Source organism: Streptomyces sp. NPDC033174 (assembly GCF_055577795.1).
In genome coordinates this window covers 101,072-117,839 of sequence record NZ_JBVIPQ010000006.1, presented here as the reverse complement: position 1 = coordinate 117,839, position 16,768 = coordinate 101,072, and the positions used below count along the sequence as shown (strand labels likewise).

Annotated in this window: 9 protein-coding genes; 5 read left to right on the top strand and 4 right to left on the bottom strand. The window is 69.8% G+C overall.

The window, feature by feature from the left end; all coding sequences use genetic code 11:
* Positions 1-79: 79 nt before the first annotated feature.
* The 3 genes from ACZ5VC_RS20310 to ACZ5VC_RS20300 all read right to left on the bottom strand — a co-directional run bounded on the left by ACZ5VC_RS20310 (position 80) and on the right by ACZ5VC_RS20300 (position 2,514).
* Complete coding sequence (locus tag ACZ5VC_RS20310) at positions 80-1,372, bottom strand: SGNH/GDSL hydrolase family protein (RefSeq protein WP_469121410.1); 1,293 nt, start codon at positions 1,370-1,372, stop codon at positions 80-82.
* 102 nt (positions 1,373-1,474) lie between these two features.
* Complete coding sequence (locus ACZ5VC_RS20305; RefSeq protein ID WP_469121409.1) at positions 1,475-1,927, bottom strand: phosphatase domain-containing protein; 453 nt, start codon at positions 1,925-1,927, stop codon at positions 1,475-1,477.
* On the bottom strand, positions 1,927-2,514 hold the full coding sequence (locus ACZ5VC_RS20300) for a TetR/AcrR family transcriptional regulator (RefSeq protein ID WP_469121408.1): 588 nt from the start codon (positions 2,512-2,514) through the stop codon (positions 1,927-1,929). Before ACZ5VC_RS20300 ends, ACZ5VC_RS20305 begins: the two co-directional genes overlap by 1 nt.
* Positions 2,515-2,709: 195 nt before the next feature.
* Here ACZ5VC_RS20300 and ACZ5VC_RS20295 point away from each other — a divergent pair, with 195 nt between their 5' ends.
* Positions 2,710-3,546 (top strand): SCO6745 family protein, encoded by an 837-nt coding sequence (locus ACZ5VC_RS20295; RefSeq protein ID WP_469121725.1) that lies wholly within the window; start codon positions 2,710-2,712, stop codon positions 3,544-3,546.
* An 84-nt stretch (positions 3,547-3,630) separates the two neighbouring features.
* Here the strand turns inward: ACZ5VC_RS20295 and ACZ5VC_RS20290 are convergent, their stop codons facing one another.
* Positions 3,631-3,813, bottom strand: a complete 183-nt coding sequence (locus ACZ5VC_RS20290) for an antitoxin (RefSeq protein ID WP_468710316.1) — start codon at positions 3,811-3,813, stop codon at positions 3,631-3,633.
* A 282-nt stretch (positions 3,814-4,095) separates the two neighbouring features.
* Between ACZ5VC_RS20290 and ACZ5VC_RS20285 the strand changes: the two genes are divergently transcribed.
* The 4 genes from ACZ5VC_RS20285 to ACZ5VC_RS20270 all read left to right on the top strand — a co-directional run bounded on the left by ACZ5VC_RS20285 (position 4,096) and on the right by ACZ5VC_RS20270 (position 16,764).
* Positions 4,096-4,836, top strand: a complete 741-nt coding sequence (locus ACZ5VC_RS20285) for an HNH endonuclease family protein (protein ID WP_469121407.1) — start codon at positions 4,096-4,098, stop codon at positions 4,834-4,836.
* A gap of 88 nt (positions 4,837-4,924) precedes the next feature.
* Positions 4,925-5,269: a hypothetical protein gene (locus ACZ5VC_RS20280; RefSeq protein WP_469121406.1), complete on the top strand. Its 345-nt coding sequence runs from the start codon at positions 4,925-4,927 to the stop codon at positions 5,267-5,269.
* Entirely contained in the window at positions 5,266-5,871 is a 606-nt protein-coding gene (locus tag ACZ5VC_RS20275) for a type 1 periplasmic-binding domain-containing protein (RefSeq protein WP_469121405.1), read from the top strand. The genes ACZ5VC_RS20280 and ACZ5VC_RS20275 overlap by 4 nt, the downstream gene beginning before the upstream one ends.
* A 234-nt stretch (positions 5,872-6,105) precedes the next feature.
* Positions 6,106-16,764: a LamG-like jellyroll fold domain-containing protein gene (locus ACZ5VC_RS20270; RefSeq protein ID WP_469121404.1), complete on the top strand. Its 10,659-nt coding sequence runs from the start codon at positions 6,106-6,108 to the stop codon at positions 16,762-16,764.
* Positions 16,765-16,768: the final 4 nt, after the last annotated feature.

Sequence of the window (16,768 nt, the reverse complement as noted above, 5' to 3'; positions counted from 1 at the left end):
AACGGGCCGGGAGAGAACGGACCGAGGCCGGTCGCGCCCGAGCGGGGCGTGACCGGCCTCGGCCGTGGTGTCCGCGGGGTCAGAGCGTGTTCAGGTCCAGCGCCTCGGCCATCGCGCGGTATCCGGCGTCGCTCGGGTGCAGCTTGTCGCCCGAGTCGTAGGCCGGGAGGATGCGGTCCGGGTCGGCGGGGTCGGCGACGGCACGGTCGAAGTCGACGACCGCGTCGTACTCGCCCGAGGTGCGCATCCAGTGGTTGAACGCGTCGCGCTTGGCCTCGTTGGCCTTCGCGGCGTCGTCGTAGAACGAGCCCTTGATCGGTGTGAGGGTCGCGCCGATCGCCTTGATGCCCTTGGCGTGCGCCTGGCGGATCAGCGCCCGGTGGCCCTCGATCAGCTTCTCGACCGAGACCTCGGGGGTGGGGCCGCCGGGGTAGGCGGGACCGCTGCCGCCGATGTCGTTGATGCCCTCGAGCACGATGACCGTGCCGACGCCCGGCTCGCTCAGCACGTCTTTCTTGAAGCGGGCGATGCCCTTCTCGCCGGCCCAGGTCGTGTCGTTGACGACCTGGTTGCCGCCGATCCCCTGGTTGAGGACGCTGCGCGGCCTTCCGGCGGCGGCGAGGCGCTCGGCCAGTTCGTCGGGGTAGCGGTTGTTGGCGTTCGGCGTGGAGCCGACGCCGTCGGTGATGGAGTCACCGAAGGCGACCACGCCGTTCCGGCGCGCGGACCTGTCCCCGCTGACCTCGACCCCGGTCAGGTAGTACCAGGAGTCGCTGGTCTCCGTGAACGCCGCACCGTCGCGGTCGGAGCGGTGGTCGCCCTGCGCGCGGTAGCTGGTGGCCCCGGCGAACGTGTGGAAGGTGGCGGGCCCGGTCGGGGCGGCCAGGTACAGGGTGACGGTCACCGACTCCAGCGCCTCGACCTCGAACGGCACACCGTCGCTGGTGATCCTGCCGCCGACCGGGACCGTGACGGACCGTCCCTTGCCGAAGGTCAGCTGCCGCACCGAACCGGCCTGCACCGAGGCTCCCTTGTCGGTACGGGCCACCGTCGCGCCGGTGATCCGCAGGGGCGTCGTGCCGTAGCGGTTGGACAGCTCGATACGGGCCTTGGTGCCCCCCTTGCTGACCCGCACGACCTGCCGGACGGTGTGGTGGGAGAAGCCCTGCTCGGACCAGTTCGGCCCGAAGGGCGCGGTCGGCGACTGCGGCGAGGTGGCCCAGGCGCCCTGCCAGGAACCGCCCTTGTACTCGGCCGCCACGGCGCCGGAGCCGGCGGTCGAGCCCTCCGCGCCGACGACGGGCAGGGCGAGCAGAGTCGTCGCGGCGAGCAGCGCGACACCCGCGCGCTGTATGGAACGAGTCGGTGTCATGTGTCTTCCCCCTTGTACGCCCGGCGCCCATCCCGGTGATCAGGTGCAGGCGACACCTACAAGCGAGAGCCGACTCCCGCTATTCCCGGGGGACTTGGAACGTCACGAGGAGAAGTGCCGGACGTACCTCTTCTGCCAGGGGGTTTCGACGGCCTGGGAGTTGTAGTTCTCCCGTACATAGGCCACCGCCTCGTCGGCGGGGATGCCGTCGAGGACGGCGAGGCAGGCCAGCGCCGTGCCCGTACGTCCGCGACCGCCGCCGCAGACGAACTCGACGCGCTCGGTGGCGGCCCGGTCCAGGGCCTCTCCGAAGACGGCGCGGGCCGTCGTGCGGCTGCTGGGCAGCCAGAAGTCGGGCCAGTGCAGCCAGACCGACTCCCACGGCATCTCGGGTGGCTTCCTGCCGAGCAGATAGACGCCGAAGTCGGGCGTGGGGCCGGGCGGCAGCGGCAGGCGGAGGCCGCGTCCCCGGACCAGACGCCCGGAGGGCAGCCGGATCACTCCGGCGGCGGTCGGCTCCCAGGTGCGCTGGGTGTCCGGGTTCTCGGTGGTCATCACGGATCTCCGGAGGCAGAGGCGTCGGCTTTGAACAGGAACGCGGTGAGCGACCGGAACATTTCCCCCGGGTCCCGGTCACCCAGCGGCCCCTCCAGGTTGTGGCTGAGCAGCAGCGTCGCGAATCCGTGGGCCAGGGACCAGGCGGCGACTCCCGCCGTACGGGCGTCGGGGCCCCGGCCCTCGGCGGGGACGCCGGTGACACCGGCGCGCAGCCTTTCGGCGGCGCGGGACTTGGCGGCCAGCAGCCCGGGGTCGTCGGGGTGGTGGAGGTCCGGCTGGAACATCACCTGGAAGTGCGCGGGGTGCTCGGTGGCGAAGCGGACGTAGCGGACGCCGGCGTCCCGCAGGTCCGCGGCCTCTCCGAGGGCCTCGGCCAGGAGGTCGTAGCCCTCGGTGGCCACGGCGGTGAGCAGCCCCGCGCGGTCCTTGAAGTGGTGGGCCGGGGCGGCGTGGGAGACACCGGCGCGCCGGGCCAGGTCGCGCAGGCTCAGCGCGGACGGGCCCTCGGTGGCGATGACGTCGAGGGCGGCGGCGAGCACGGCCCGCCGCAGATCGCCGTGGTGGTACGAGCGCGGGCTGGTCATGGACTCCAGCCTACGCCGAATCTAGGCATTGACAAGTTTGCCGTCCGGGGTCAATCTTGGCAGTGTCAAGATTGGGGCAGCGCGGAGGAGGGCGTCATGAACGAGGGCACGGGGAACGGCGAAGGCGGGACCGGCGGGATCGGTCAGCTGGGCGAGCAGAGTGGGACCGGCGTGGACCTGGGGCGCGTACGGCAGATGTGGCACCTGCTGGAGCCCCTGCACGCCGTCCTGTACTACGCCCCCGAGTCCTTCGAGGAGGCCGCCGCCCTCGGCTACGGCACCGACGAACGCTGGCCGAGCTACTTCGCGTGGCGCGCCGCCCCGCTGGGCGAGGTGGGGGCGGGGGCCGTGACCTCGGCCTTCTACAGCTTCAGCCAGGACATGGTCGCCCGCTATGTGCCGCGGGCCTGGCGGATCGCGGCGCCCGCCGATGTACTCGCCGCCCGGCTGCGGGCCGTGGACCGCGCCTACCGGGCGATCCTCGGTGACGCCGTCGACTCCCCGGCTGTTGCCGAGGCCGCGGCGACGGCCCGTCGCGCCGCCGAGGCGGCGGTGGTGGCCGGACGGCGCCTCGCAGCCGCCAACGCGGCTCTGGCCTGGCCCGACGCGCCGCACCTGGTGCTGTGGCAGGCCGCGACGATTCTGCGCGAGCACCGTGGCGACGGCCATCTGGAGGCCCTGCTGCGGGCCGGGCTCGACCCCGTCGAGTCGCTGGTCTCCTTCGCGGCGATCGGCGCCGCGCCGGTGGAGGTCTTCGCGAGCCGCGGCTGGAGCGAGAAGGAGTGGGCGGCCGCGCGGGAGCGGCTGGCCGGCCGGGGGCTGCTGAACGACGACGGCACGGCCACCGAGGCCGGGCGGGCGCTGCGCGAGCGGATCGAGCGCGAGACGGACGAACTGGCCGCCGGACCCTGGGCCGCGCTCGGCGCGGACGTCACCGCACGGCTCGCCGACCTGCTGGGCGAACCGTGGCTGGCGATGATCTCCTCCGGGCTGCTGCCGGCCGTCAACACCCTGGGGATCGGCAAGGTGTGAGGCGCGTGGCGCCGGGGCGGCCCGGCGCGGACCCGTCCGCGAAGGCCCAAAGGCCCTTCGCGGACGGGCGACGAGGGTGCCGGATCAGGTCGGAGGCTGCTCAGGCTTGTCGGGCATGCCGAGCCTGCGCTCCATCTGCTCCTGGCCCTCGTTGACCTTGTCGGAGTACTTGTTGCCGGTCCTCTCGTTGATCTTCTGCTCAGCGGCGTCGGACATGTCCTTGGCCTTGTGACGCCCCTGGCCCTTGAACCGGTCGAAAATCCCCATCTGTGTCTCCTTAGGGAGGGGACATACGGCGCATTCGACGCTACGCGCCCCCTCCCGATTCCGCTCGGCGAGCCGTCGGCGGGCGGCGGGGCCACGGCCTCGGCCTGGTTCCGATGCCGGTTCCGGCCGTCTCTATCCTTCGCAGCGGGGTATGCGGTTCTGACGGCATGTGCGACGGCATGTGCGAGGGCGTGTGCGACGACATGGGCGGGGTGGGGTTCTGTGCGTACCGACTGGGGCAGGAAGTCGGACATCGGGGGACGAGCCCGTACACACCGGCCCGTGCTCGTGCTGCTGACCGCCGCGGCCGTCGCGTCCTTGGCGTCGGGATGCGAGTCCCTCGGGACGGACGGGCCCGCGTCCGGCGCTCGCGGGGACGGCTCCCACGGGCGTTCGGTGAGCCCCCTGGTGAACCCGGACGGGACCGGGCCCGGCCTCGCGCCCATAGCCCCGGGCGGCGACGAGGCCAAGGGCCGTGAACTCATCGGCACCCTGGCGACGAAGGGCCGTAGCCCCAAGACGGGGTACGCGCGCGACGAGTTCGGCCACGCCTGGCTGGACACCGCCGACGGGGTGCCCCTGGCGCGCAACGGCTGCGACACCCGCAACGACTTGCTGAACCGCGACGGCCTGGACCGGCGCCTGCGCGCCGGTTCCGACTGTGTGGTGGTCGCCATGACGCTGCACGATCCGTACACCGGCAGGACCATCGAGTGGCGCAAGGAGAAGGCCGCCGAGGTGCAGATCGACCACGTGGTCCCGCTGTCGTACAGCTGGCAGATGGGCTCGGCCCGCTGGCCGGCCGCCAAGCGCAGGCAGCTGGCGAACGACGTGCTCAACCTGCTGCCGGTCGAGGGCCGCGCCAACTCCTCCAAGGGCGACTCGGGGCCGGCCTCCTGGCTTCCCCCGAACAAGCAGGTCAGGTGCGCGTACGTGGTCCGCTTCGCCCAGGTCGCCCGCAAGTACGAGATGCCGGTGACGGCGGCGGACAAGCGGATGATGCTCCAGCAGTGCGGCGGCTGAGGGAGCCCGGGGCTGACCCACGGCCCGGTGGGATGTACCGTACGGCGTCCCCACAACCGTAGTCGTACATTCCGAAAGGTAGCCGATCGTGAAGGACGCCGTCGCCACCGAAGCTGTGGCCCTCCCCGAGAGGAACGCCGTGCCCGGGCCGCTTCCCCGGGTCCTGCTGGCGGCCGTGCCGGTCCTGAGCCTCGGGCTGCTGGGTGCCGTGCCGTCGCTGGTCCTCGCCTGGCGGCGGGGCGGTCGCGCCGACTGGCTGGCCGCCGTGGTCTTCACCGCCGTGTCGGTCGCCTGGGCGTTCCAGATCGCGCTCACGCCGGACGAGACCCACGGCGCGCAGTTCGCCGCCGACGTCCTGCTGCTGTTCGTGTCCACGCTCGGAGCCTCGGCGCACTGCCTGCTCCTCAAGCGGCAGGCGGACGACGCGCGATGAAGACCAGACGTACCTGGAGAAATCAGGCGAACACCGAGGAAAGCGGGTCCGGCGCGGGAGTCGCGCAGGTGCTGGCCGCGACCGCCGCCGCCCTGCGGGGCCGCAGGGGGTGGGCCGCGGCCAGTGCCGCGGTGCTGGTCCTGGGGCTGGTGGCCGTGTGGCTGTTCGTTGGCGGGAAGCAGGACGGGCCTCCGGACCCGCGGGCGCGGCAGTACATGGACTTCGACGCCTGCCTGCTGACGGACGAGAAGGGCATCGTCTCCGGGTCCGCCGCCGCTCCGGTGTGGGAGGGGATGCAGAAGGCGTCCCTGGAGACCCGCGCCCGGGTCACCTTCGTGCCGGTCATGGGGGAGCGGTCGGCGGCCAACGCCCGCCCGTTCTTCAACGGCCTGATGCAGCGCCAGTGCGAGGTCGTGCTCGCGGTCGGTGCCCCTCAGGTGGAAGTGACGCAAAATGGGGCGAAGCAGTACCCCAAGGCGCGATTCGTCGTGGTCGACGGGGCGTCAACTGCCGGAAATGTCACGGTCGCCAAGTCCGGTGACGGGCTCCAGGAGGCCGTCGCGGAGGCCATCCGGCAGGCCGTCAAGGCAGCAAAAGCGTAACGCTCAAGCGTCTCTTCAGCGTGTCGGGTAAAGATCGAGCAAAGCCGCCGATCTCGGCTAGCACTTGTGTGCGCGCATCAGGCAGGCTCGCGAAGCTCTTGTAAGCATCGTGTAAGTAAAGGCTCGCCCATGCGCGTTCGTTGGGTCCGTAGCCCTCGCCTCTTCCCGCCGGGTCGCACCGGCAGACGCAGAGCGAGGGCTACGGCTCTTTCCGTCCTGTTCTTCTTCTCCTTCATGCTCACGACCGAGACAGCGGCGGCCACCGGCGCCACCCTGCCCGCGCTGAGCATGCCCGAACTGTCCATATCCGGCTTGCTGGACTGGGCCAGCAAGTCCCCGCTGGACACCCCCGACCAGCGCGGCGGCACCGCCCGGGGCAAGAGTCACCACGCCTCGGCCGACGCCACCAGCACCGAGGGCCGCGCCGGCCGCAAGCCCGGCAAGGGCAAGGGCGAGCTCGACCCCTACAAGCGGTACGTCGACACCCCCGGCACGGCGACCACGGGCAAGGTCCGGGGCACGGCCAAGAGCTTCGACGCCCGGACCAGCAAGCGCGACGCCAAGAAGTCCACGGCCACGTCGGACCTCTACCTCAACGCCGACGGCTCCACCACGGTCCGCCACTTCGCCGGCCGCGCCAACTTCAAGGACGGCGACGGCACCTGGCAGCCGATCGACACCCGCCTGGTCGCCGACAAGGACGGACGGCTCCAGGAGCGGTCCAACTCCCTCGACGTCGAGTTCGCGCCCACCGCGGCCGATCAGCAGCTCGCCTCCGTCGACTTCGGCTCCGGCCGCTCGCTCGCGTACGCGCTGCGCGGCGCCACGAAGGCCGTGCCCACCGTGGCGGCCAACGGCACCCTCAGCTACGCCGGCGTCCTGCCCAAGACCGACCTGGAGCTCGTCCCGCTCGCCGAGGGCTTCAAGGAGAACCTCGTCCTGCGCTCCGCGGACGCCGGGAACTCCTGGATCTTCCCGCTGGACGTCAAGGGCCTCACGCCGCGCATCGCGGACGACGGCGACGTGGAGTTCGCCGACGCCGACGGCAAGGTGACCGCCACCATCCCGCACGCCTTCATGGTGGACTCCACCGTCGACCCGCGCTCCGGTGACCCCGCCCGGTCGAGCGCCGTCAGCTACGCGCTGACGACCGTGGACGGCAAGCCCGCGCTGCGGATGACGGCCGACCGGAAGTGGCTGGACGACCCCGAGCGCGTCTACCCGGTGACCGTCGACCCGACCATCACCGCGAGCAACTCGACCTACACCCAGAACACGATCGGTGGCGACCACTCCACCGAGAACCTGATCAAGGTCGGCTCGTACGACTCCGGCACCAACAAGACGAACTCGTTCCTGCAGTTCTCCTCGCTGGGCACCACGCTCAAGGGGCAGCGGGTCTCCGCCGCCACCCTGAACGTCTACGCGATCTGGTCGGCGACCTGCACCCCCGAGTCCTTCTCGGTCCACCCCATCACGCAGTCCTGGACCCCCTCGGGCGTCACGGCCTACCCCGGCCCCACCTACGGCTCGGCCATCGGTTCGGCCACCCCGTCGCCCGGAGCGTCCTGCTCCAACACCGACGGCGGCACCGACGTCGGCGTGAAGATGCCGGTGGCGCTGTCCACCTCCTGGTTCGACCAGGTCGCCACGGGCGGCGCCAACTACGGCCTCGCCCTGACCGCCCCGACCAACGACGGCCTGCACTGGAAGAAGTTCCACTCCGACAACTCGGCGACCGCCGCCTGGCGCCCCGCCCTGGAGCTGACCTACACGGCCAACACCAAGCCGCAGGTCAACGCCCAGTACCCGCCGGAGAACTTCCAGGCCAAGACCCTCCAGCCGGAGCTGCTCGTCTACGCGAGCGACGCCGACAACTGGCCCGAGGCGCTGACGTACTCCTTCGAGGTGTACGACGCCGGCAGCACGAGCACCACGCCCGTCGCCACCTCCGGGCTGACGGCCGAGCGCTCGTGGAAGGTCCCCGCGGGCAAGCTCACCTGGAGCAAGAACTACACCTGGTACGTCAGCGTCACCGACGGATACGACTCGGTGCTGTACTCGGCCAGCCGGTTCTCCACCACGGTGCCCCAGCCGCCGGTCACCTCGGGCCTCGCCCAGAACACCGACGGCCATGAGTTCGACCCCTCGGACGGCAACTACACCACCGAGGACACCGACGCCGACGTGCCGGTCATCGGCCCGTCGCTGGAGATCGACCGCTCGTACAACAGCATCGACCCGCGGATCGACAGCGCCTTCGGTGCCGGCTGGTCCACGGTCGTCGACATGAAGGCCGCCGAGTCCAAGGACGGCACCGGGTCGGTCACCAGCGTCGCCATCACCTACCCGGGCGGCGAGCAGGTCGCGTTCGGCCGCAACAGCGACGGCACCTTCGTGCCCCCGCTGGGCCGCTACGCCCGTCTGGAGTCCGTCACCGGCGGCTACAAGCTGACCGACAAGGACTTCACGGCCTACTCCTTCACCCAGGTCACCGGCAAGACCGGCGTCTACGCGATCTCCGGCATCACCGACTACGCGGGCCGCGCCGAGACGTTCACGTACAACGCCTCGCGCCAGCTGACGAAGATCACCAACACCACGTCCCAGCGCTCCCTGACGCTGGCCTGGTCCACCCCGGCCGGAGCCACCGTCCCGCACGTCGAGACCGTGGCCACCGACCCGTCGACGGCCGGTGACCCGAACACCGCCCAGACCTGGCAGTACGGCTACGCCGGTGACCAGCTCACCAAGGTGTGCCCGCCCGCCGACTGGGCCAAGTGCACGCTCTACACCTACGCCACCGGCAACCACCACCGCACCACGGTGCTGGACGCCGACCCCTACGCGTACTGGCGCCTCGGTGAGGCCGCGGGCGCGACCGTCACCAAGGACACGGTCGACGCCAATCAGGGCAAGTACAACGGTCTGTACCGGAATGTGACCCTGGGCAGCAGCGGTCTGTTGGCCGGCTCGACGCAGAAGACGGCCACGTTCAACGGCACCACCTCGTACGTCGAGATGCCGAGCGCCCCCGGCGCCACGCCCTCGTACACGACCATCTCGCTGTGGTTCAAGACCACCCAGGCGGGCGGTGTCCTCTTCTACTACGGCGACAAGCCGCTGAGCGTCGCGGACCCCGTCGGCACCACCGTGTACAACACCCCGGCGCTGTACGTCGGCACCGACGGCAAGCTGCGCGGCTGCCTCGCCACCGGTGTGTGCACCACGACCATGACCTCCACCGCCTCCGTCAACGACGGACAGTGGCACCAGGCGGTCATCACCGGCGCGGGCAACACCCAGACCCTCTACCTGGACGGTGCCTCTCAGGGCAGCAAGTCCGGCCAGATCAAGGACTGGAACACCCCGTACATCTCGCTCGGCGCGGGTGTGAACACCCACAACTGGCCGGCGATGAACACCGCCGACCAGCTCGGCCACTTCTCCGGCCAGCTGGCCGAGGCCGCGATCTACACCGAGCCGCTCACCCCCGACGTGATCGGCGCGCAGTACCAGGCCGCCAAGCGGTCCGCCGGGCTGCTCAACAAGATCACCACCCCGGTCGGCAAGATCCAGGCCTCCGTCACCTACGGCACCACCGACGACCTGGTCCTCCAGGCCACCGACGGCAACGGCGGTACCTGGAAGCTCAACCCGGCCACGATCACCGGCTCCTCGCAGGTGTACCGCTCGGCCGTGATGGGCTCGGCGCCGTCCGGCTACTGGCGCCTGGACGACACTCAGGGCGCGGCGCAGGCCGCGAACGAACTGCACACCGGCTTCGGCACGTACAACACGGTGACGCAGGGAGTGGCGGGACCGTTCGGTACCGGCGACGCGACCGCCGCCCAGTTCAACGGCACCAGCTCCTACGCGGAGGTTCCGTACGGCGTCTGGCACAACAAGCCGGACCGTTCCGTCGAACTGTGGTTCAAGACGGCCAAGCCCGGTGTGATCATGAGTGATCAGACCCGGGCGCCGAACGACCCGGCCGGTGTCGGTGGTTCATGGAGCGACCTGCTGTACGTCGGAGCCGACAACAAGCTGCGCGGCCACTGGTGGAGCAGCACCTGCAACGGCAACGCCACGCTGGGCTCCACGGCGTCCGTCACCGACAACGCCTGGCACCATGCGGCGCTCACCTCGGCCGGCACCACCCAGACGCTCTACCTGGACGGTGTGAAGCAGGGGACCTGCACGGGCGCGGCGGACGACCAGACGACGTCGCGTACGTTCATCGGCGCCGGCTTCAGCAAGTGGTACAGCTCGCCGGGTGACGTCAGCTACTTCACCGGCTCCATCGCCGAGGTCGCCGTCCACTCCAAGGGCCTGACCGAGGACGAGATCGGCCAGCACTGGTCCGCGTACAAGGCGTCCTCCGGTGTCGCCCCCGTGCGCACGGTCAAGCTCACCGATCCGAGCAACAAGACCCTCACCTACGTGTACGACGCGGAGATGGGCAACCGTCTGCTCGCCGCGATCGACACCGAGGGCAAGCGCACCACCTACGGCTACGACACGGCGGGCTTCCTGCACACCGTGACCGACGCCAACGGCAACCGCGCCGTCACCGGCCACGACATCCGCGGCAACACGGTCTCCACGACCACCTGCCAGGACACGGCCGCCAACAAGTGCTCCACCGAGTACTACTCGTACTACCCGGACGCCACCACGGCGTTCCCGCCGATGGACCTGCGCAACGACCTGTTGCTCACCGAGCGTGACGGCCGTTCCTCGGGCCCCACCGACAACACGTATCTGACGACCAACACCTATGACGCGGGCGGCAACCTCACCTCGGTGACCACCCCGCCGGTGCCCGGACACCCGAACGGCCGCACGGCCTCCACGACCTACACCACCGCCACCACCCCGGCGGCGGAGGGCGGCACCGCGGTGGCGCCGGCCGGTCTGGTGGCCCAGGTCGTCACGGCCGGTGGCAAGAAGACGTCGTACACCTACTTCGCCAACGGCGATCTCGCCGAGATCACCGACGCCAACGGCGCCAAGGCGAAGTTCACCTACGACAACCTCGGCCGGGAGGTGAGCAAGACCGAGACATCGGACGCCAACCCCGGCGGCATGACCACGTCGAAGACGTACGACAAGAACGACCAGGTCGTCACCGAAACGGCGCCCGCGGTCACCAACCGGGTCACCGGCGCGGTGCACCAGGCGCGCACGACCACCGGGTTCGACGCCGACGGCAACATCCTGTCCCAGACGGTCTCCGACCTGACCGGCGGAGACGCGGCCCGTACGACGACCATGACGTACACCGCGTACAACCAGCTGGCCACCAGGACCGACCCGGGCGGCGACACCACCTCGTTCGAGTACGACGTCTACGGCAACAAGGTCAAGGAGACGGACCCCGCGGGGAACGTCAACACCTACACCTTCGACGCCGAGAACCGTCCGCTCACCACCAACCTGCTCAACTACACCGGCGGCGACCCGAGCAACCCCTCGGCGCCGACGACCCTGGTGCAGGAGTCGCGGGCGTACGACCCCGCCGGCCGGCTCGCGTCGATCACCGACGCGATGGGCTGGGTGACGGCGTACACCTACACCGACGACGGTCTCTCGGCGACCGTGGTCCGCAAGGACCCGCAGTCCGGGAAGTCGTTCACGGAGCAGGCCAACACCTACGACGCGGCCGGCAACCTCATCCAGCAGGTGACCAACGACGGCCGGACCACCTCCGCCTTCACGGTGGACGCGGCCGACCGCACCACGACGTCGGTCCTCGACCCGGCCGGGTTCGCCCGGACGACGAAGGTCTCCTACGACCCCGACGACAACGTCGTGTCGGAGACGGAGACGGACCCGGCGACGGGTGACACCTCCACGAAGGACAGTCGCTACGACAACCTGGGCAACCTGACGGGGACCACGGTCCACGACGGGACGACGGCCCCGGTGGCGCGGTACAAGCTCGACGAGACGACGGGTTCCTCCGTCGCCGACTCCTCGGGCGCCAACAACACCGGTACCCACGGCACCGGTATGCACTGGAACACCGACCGGGGTGGCAGCGCCGTCTTCGACGGAGACTCCGCCTCGTGGGCGAAGACGACCGGCTCGGTGGTCAGCACCAGCGACGACTTCACCGTGTCGGTGTGGGCCAAGCTGGCCGATCTGACCACGAACCGCACCCTGCTGTCGCAGGACGGCACGTCGTCGTACGGCTTCGCGCTCTACTACTCGACGGCCAACGGCTGGACGTTCGCGCGTGCCGTGAAGGACGTCGAGCCCAACACGCTGGTCCGGGCGATGTCCGGCACGGCGGCGGTGACCGCCGGCACCTGGACCCACCTCACGGGCGTCTACGACAAGACGGCGGGCAAGATCCGCCTCTACGTCAACGGCACGCTCGCCCAGGAGACGGCGTACACCACCCCGTGGGAGGCGACCGGGTCACTGCAGCTCGGCCGCCACAAGATCGGGGCGACGGGCAACGGAGGCAACCACAAGGGCGGTCTCGACGACGTCCAGGTCTACTCGGAGGCCCTGACCGCCTCCCAGGTGTCCGCCGTGTACGGCGGCACGCTTCCCGCGGCGGGCAGCTCCGTCCGCGGCACCACCTGGAAGCTGGACCAGCGCGGTCTGCCGCTGAGCGTGACCGACGCAAACGGCAACACGACCGACTACGGCTACGACGAGGCGGGTCAGCAGACCAGCGTCACCGAGCCGACCGTCAACGCGGAGCAGAACGGCGGGACCCCGGTCTCCGTCCGTCCCGTGTCGATGACCGGATACAACACCTTCGGTGAGCCGACGGAGTCGTCCGACCCGCGCGGCAACGTCTCGATCACGGCGTACGACGCGGAGGGCCAGGAGTCCTCGACCACCGCGCCGAACTACACCGCGCCGGGATCCTCGACGCCGATCACGGCCACGTCCTGGAACGAGTACAACAGGCTCGGACAGGTCACCGCCGAGGTCGACCCGCTGGGCAACCGCACCACCTACACGTACACGCAGCTCGGCTCCCTGGCCTCGGTCACGGAACCCGGTGGCGGTACGACGACGTACGCCTACAGCAACAACGGTGAGCAGCTGTCGGCCGTCCGGCCGAACGGCGCCCGGCAGGAGACCACCTGGGACTTCCTGGGACGACCGGTCACCAGCACGGACATCGTGCGCCAGCCCACGCAGCGGGCGTTCACGGCGATCAACGAGTACAACGCCCCGGGCGGCGAGCTGTCCCGGACCGTGTCCCCGACCGGGGTCACGCAGTCGTACACGTACAACGCCCTGGGCGAGGTCACCGAGGCGACCGACGGCGCCGGCAACAAGTCCACGTTCACCTACGACATGGACGGCCAGGTCCTCACCGCGAAGGACCCGGACGGCACCAGCACGAAGAACACGTACGACGGGTTCGGGCAGCTGACGTCCTCGAGCGACCTGAGCGCGACGGGCACGGTGCTGCGCACCACCAGCGCCGGCTACGACCGTGCGGGCAACCCGGTGTCGGTGACCGACTACCGCGGTCACACCCGCACCCTCACGTATGACGCGACGGGTCTCGTGACCCGTGCGGTGGAGCCGGTCTCGGCGACGGAGTCGATCACGTCGACCTTCGGGTACGACGCGGCGGGCAACCGGACGCGTTTCACCGACGGGCGCGGCAACCCGTTCCTGACGACGTACAACGCGTGGGGCCTGCCGGAGTCGGTGATCGAACCGTCGACGCCGTCCCACCCGGACGCGGCCGACCGCACGTTCACCACGGTGTACGACGGCGCGGGGCGCCCGAAGGAGATGCGTTCTCCCGGCGGCGTGGTCGTCACCCAGGAGTACGACGTCAAGGGCCGGCTGATCAAGCAGTCCGGTACGGGTGCGGAGGCCGCCACGGTCGACCACACCTACGACTACGACGCCGACGACCGGGTCACGGCCGTCGCGGGCGCCGGTGAGGAGAAGAACACCTTCTCCTACGACGACCGCGGCCAGCTGCTCTCCACGTCCGGCCCCTCGGGTGCCTCGTCCTTCGCCTACAACGGCGACGGCGCGATGACCTCGCGGACGGACGCGTCCGGCACCTCGTCCTACGGGTACGACACGGCCGGCCGGCTCAAGACGGTCAACGACGGCGCCACCGGCACCGCGATGACCTACGGCTACGACGTCAACAACAACGTCACGTCGATCGACTACGGGACCGGCAAGTCCAAGCGGTCCTTCACCTACGACGCCCTGGAGCAGATCACCAACGACAAGCTGACCTCGCCGACCGGCAAGGTCCTCTCGTCCACCACCTACGGCTGGGACGAGAACGGCAACGAGACGTCGAAGACGACGACCGGTGTCGCGGGAGCGTCCACGAACACGTACACGTACGACTGGGCGAACCGTCTGTCGTCGTGGAACAACGGGACGGCGACCGAGGTCTACGGCTACGACGCGTCCGGCAACCGGACCCGCGTGGGCGGCGACACGTACACCTACGACGCCCGCAACCGGCTCACGTCGGACGGGCACAGCAGCTACGCGTACACCGCGCGCGGCACGATGAGCTCGGTCACGGACGAGGGTGGCAGGACCACCGCGATCAAGGCCGACGCCTTCAACCGGGTGATCAACGAGGGCGAGCGCACCTACGCGTACGACGGCCTCGACCGCCTGCTGAACGCGAGCGACCCGCAGTCGGGTCCGCTGTACTCCTTCCAGTACAGCGGTGCCGGAAACGATGTGGCTTCGGACGGTGTGACGTCCTACAGCCGCAACGTGGACGGCTCCCTGCTGGGTGTGAAGACGGCGGTCTCCGCCGTGCTGGCGCTGACGGACATCCACACCGACGTGGTGGCGCAGTTCACCGCCGCGGGCGAGGCACTGACCGGCTCGGCGACGTACTCGCCGTTCGGCAAGGTCTCGGCGTCGCAGGGCATGATCGGCCAGCTGGGCTACCAGTCGGGCTGGACCGACCCGGAGACGGCGAAGGTCAACATGGCCTCACGCTGGTACTCGCCGCAGACCGGCCAGTTCAACAGCCGTGACACGGCGGCCAACAGCCCGCTGCCGGACTCGGTGAACGCGAACCGCTACGCGTACGCGAACGCCAACCCGATGACGGGTGTCGACCCGACCGGTCACTGGTTCGAGAGCATCAAGAAGGCCTTCAAGAAGGTCACCAACAAGGTCACCACGACGGTCAAGTCGGCGTGGCACGCGACGACGGCGACGGTCCACAAGGCCGCAGCGGTGGTCAAGAAGGCCGCCGTGGTCGTCAAGCGGGCGGTCAAGAAGACCGTGCACCGTGCCTACCGCGCGGTCCGCAAGACGGTGCGGTACGTCCACGACAGCGTCAGAAAGGTCAAGCGCTACGTCAAGCGCACCTACAAGCGCGTCAAGCGGTACGTCCACAAGGTCGTCAAGCACGTCAAGCACACGGTGCGGAAGGTCGCCAAGGCGGTCAAGCACGTGGCGAAGAAGGTGGTGAAGGCAGCCAAGAAGGTCGGCACAGCCGTCAAGAAGGCGGCCAAGGCGACCGCCAACTTCGTCAAGCAGAACGCCTCGACGATCGCCTCCGTGGCAGTCGGCATCGCGGTCTTCGCGGGCTGCACGGCCATCACGGCCGGCGTCGGCGCCCTCGGTTGCGCGGCCCTCGCGGGCGCGGCGGCCAACGGCGTCGGCTACATGATGAGCGACGGCCCGAAGACGCTCGGCGGCTTCGCCATGGCCGTCGGTGTCGGCGCCCTGACCGGCGTCGTCGGCGGCGCGGCGGGCGGCTTCGCGGCCGGCGCGGCGGGCCGTCTCCTGTCGGGCACGGCGGGCCGGATCCTCTCCGGAGCGGCCAGCGGCGCGGCGGAAGGCGCGGCCACCGGCGCCGTCGAGTACGGCACCTCCTGCGTCAACAGCAAGGAAGGCTGCAGCGTCGGCGGCGCGGCGAAGGCCACGGCGATCGGTGCCGCGATGGGCGGCGTCTTCGGCGGCGCGGGCAGCGTCCGCGGTCCGAAGGGGAAGACTCCGCCGAGGCAGGACGCCCAGCCGGACGCTCCGACGACCTGCCGCGTGCGCACTCCGCACAGCTTCACCGGCAAGACGGCCGTGCTGCTCGCCAATGGCACGACCAAGCCGATCTCGAAGGTCAAGGCCGGGGACTACGTCCTGACGGCCGAGCCCGGAAAGAAGAAGCGGGAGAAGCACCGCGTCAAGGCAGTGATCGTCACCAAGTCCGACCGTGACTACGTCGACGTCGTCGTCGCCACGAAGGCCGGTCCGAAGACGATCCAGACCACGAAGCACCACCAGTTCTACGAGGCCACCCGCAACGCCTGGACCCAGGCCGGCGACCTCAAGAGGGGCCAGAAGCTCCAGAACGGTGCCGGTGGCCTGACGGCGCTCGTCGAGGTCAAGTCGTACACGGCGCAGCGCGTCACGTACGACCTGAGCGTGGACGGCCTGCACACGTACCATGTGCTGGCGGGGGATGTGCCTGTCCTCGTCCACAACTGCAATGGGCGTCTTGTATCGAACGGAACTGCTGCAACCGCAACGGTCAGTCCGCAGAAGTTGCTTGATGATGCAAAGGCGCTTCACGATACGTTCGGCGTCGGCACGCGAGCGGACAAGGGCACGACGGTCGCGACTGGCCAGCTTGGCGGTGAGCTCGTTTATTCCGTCGCGAATAACGGGACGAACCGGAAGCTGCGAAGTATGGCCAAGCAACTTGGCTATCGGCGTGTATACGAGACCGATCTAACGCCGCAAGTCCATACTGATGCCGAACAGATTCTCTTCAACTCAATAGATGAAGCAGAGTATGTCGGTGACGGAATAATTGCTTCCTCTCGCCCAGCTTGTGGGCCAAACCGCCAAAACTGTGCGGCAAGAGGAAACGACTATCCTGGCGTTCAGCTATGGGACAGAAGTAGATAGGCGT

Bases quoted from the DNA above. Each gene is read 5' to 3' on its own strand.
- ACZ5VC_RS20310 (WP_469121410.1), bottom strand. From the start codon at position 1,372: ATGACACCGACTCGTTCCATACAGCGCGCGGGTGTCGCGCTGCTCGCC.
- ACZ5VC_RS20300 (WP_469121408.1), bottom strand. From the start codon at position 2,514: ATGACCAGCCCGCGCTCGTACCACCACGGCGATCTGCGGCGGGCCGTG.
- ACZ5VC_RS20270 (WP_469121404.1), top strand. From the start codon at position 6,106: ATGCTCACGACCGAGACAGCGGCGGCCACCGGCGCCACCCTGCCCGCG.
- ACZ5VC_RS20290 (WP_468710316.1), bottom strand. From the start codon at position 3,813: ATGGGGATTTTCGACCGGTTCAAGGGCCAGGGGCGTCACAAGGCCAAG.
- ACZ5VC_RS20295 (WP_469121725.1), top strand. From the start codon at position 2,710: ATGTGGCACCTGCTGGAGCCCCTGCACGCCGTCCTGTACTACGCCCCC.
- ACZ5VC_RS20275 (WP_469121405.1), top strand. From the start codon at position 5,266: ATGAAGACCAGACGTACCTGGAGAAATCAGGCGAACACCGAGGAAAGC.
- ACZ5VC_RS20305 (WP_469121409.1), bottom strand. From the start codon at position 1,927: ATGACCACCGAGAACCCGGACACCCAGCGCACCTGGGAGCCGACCGCC.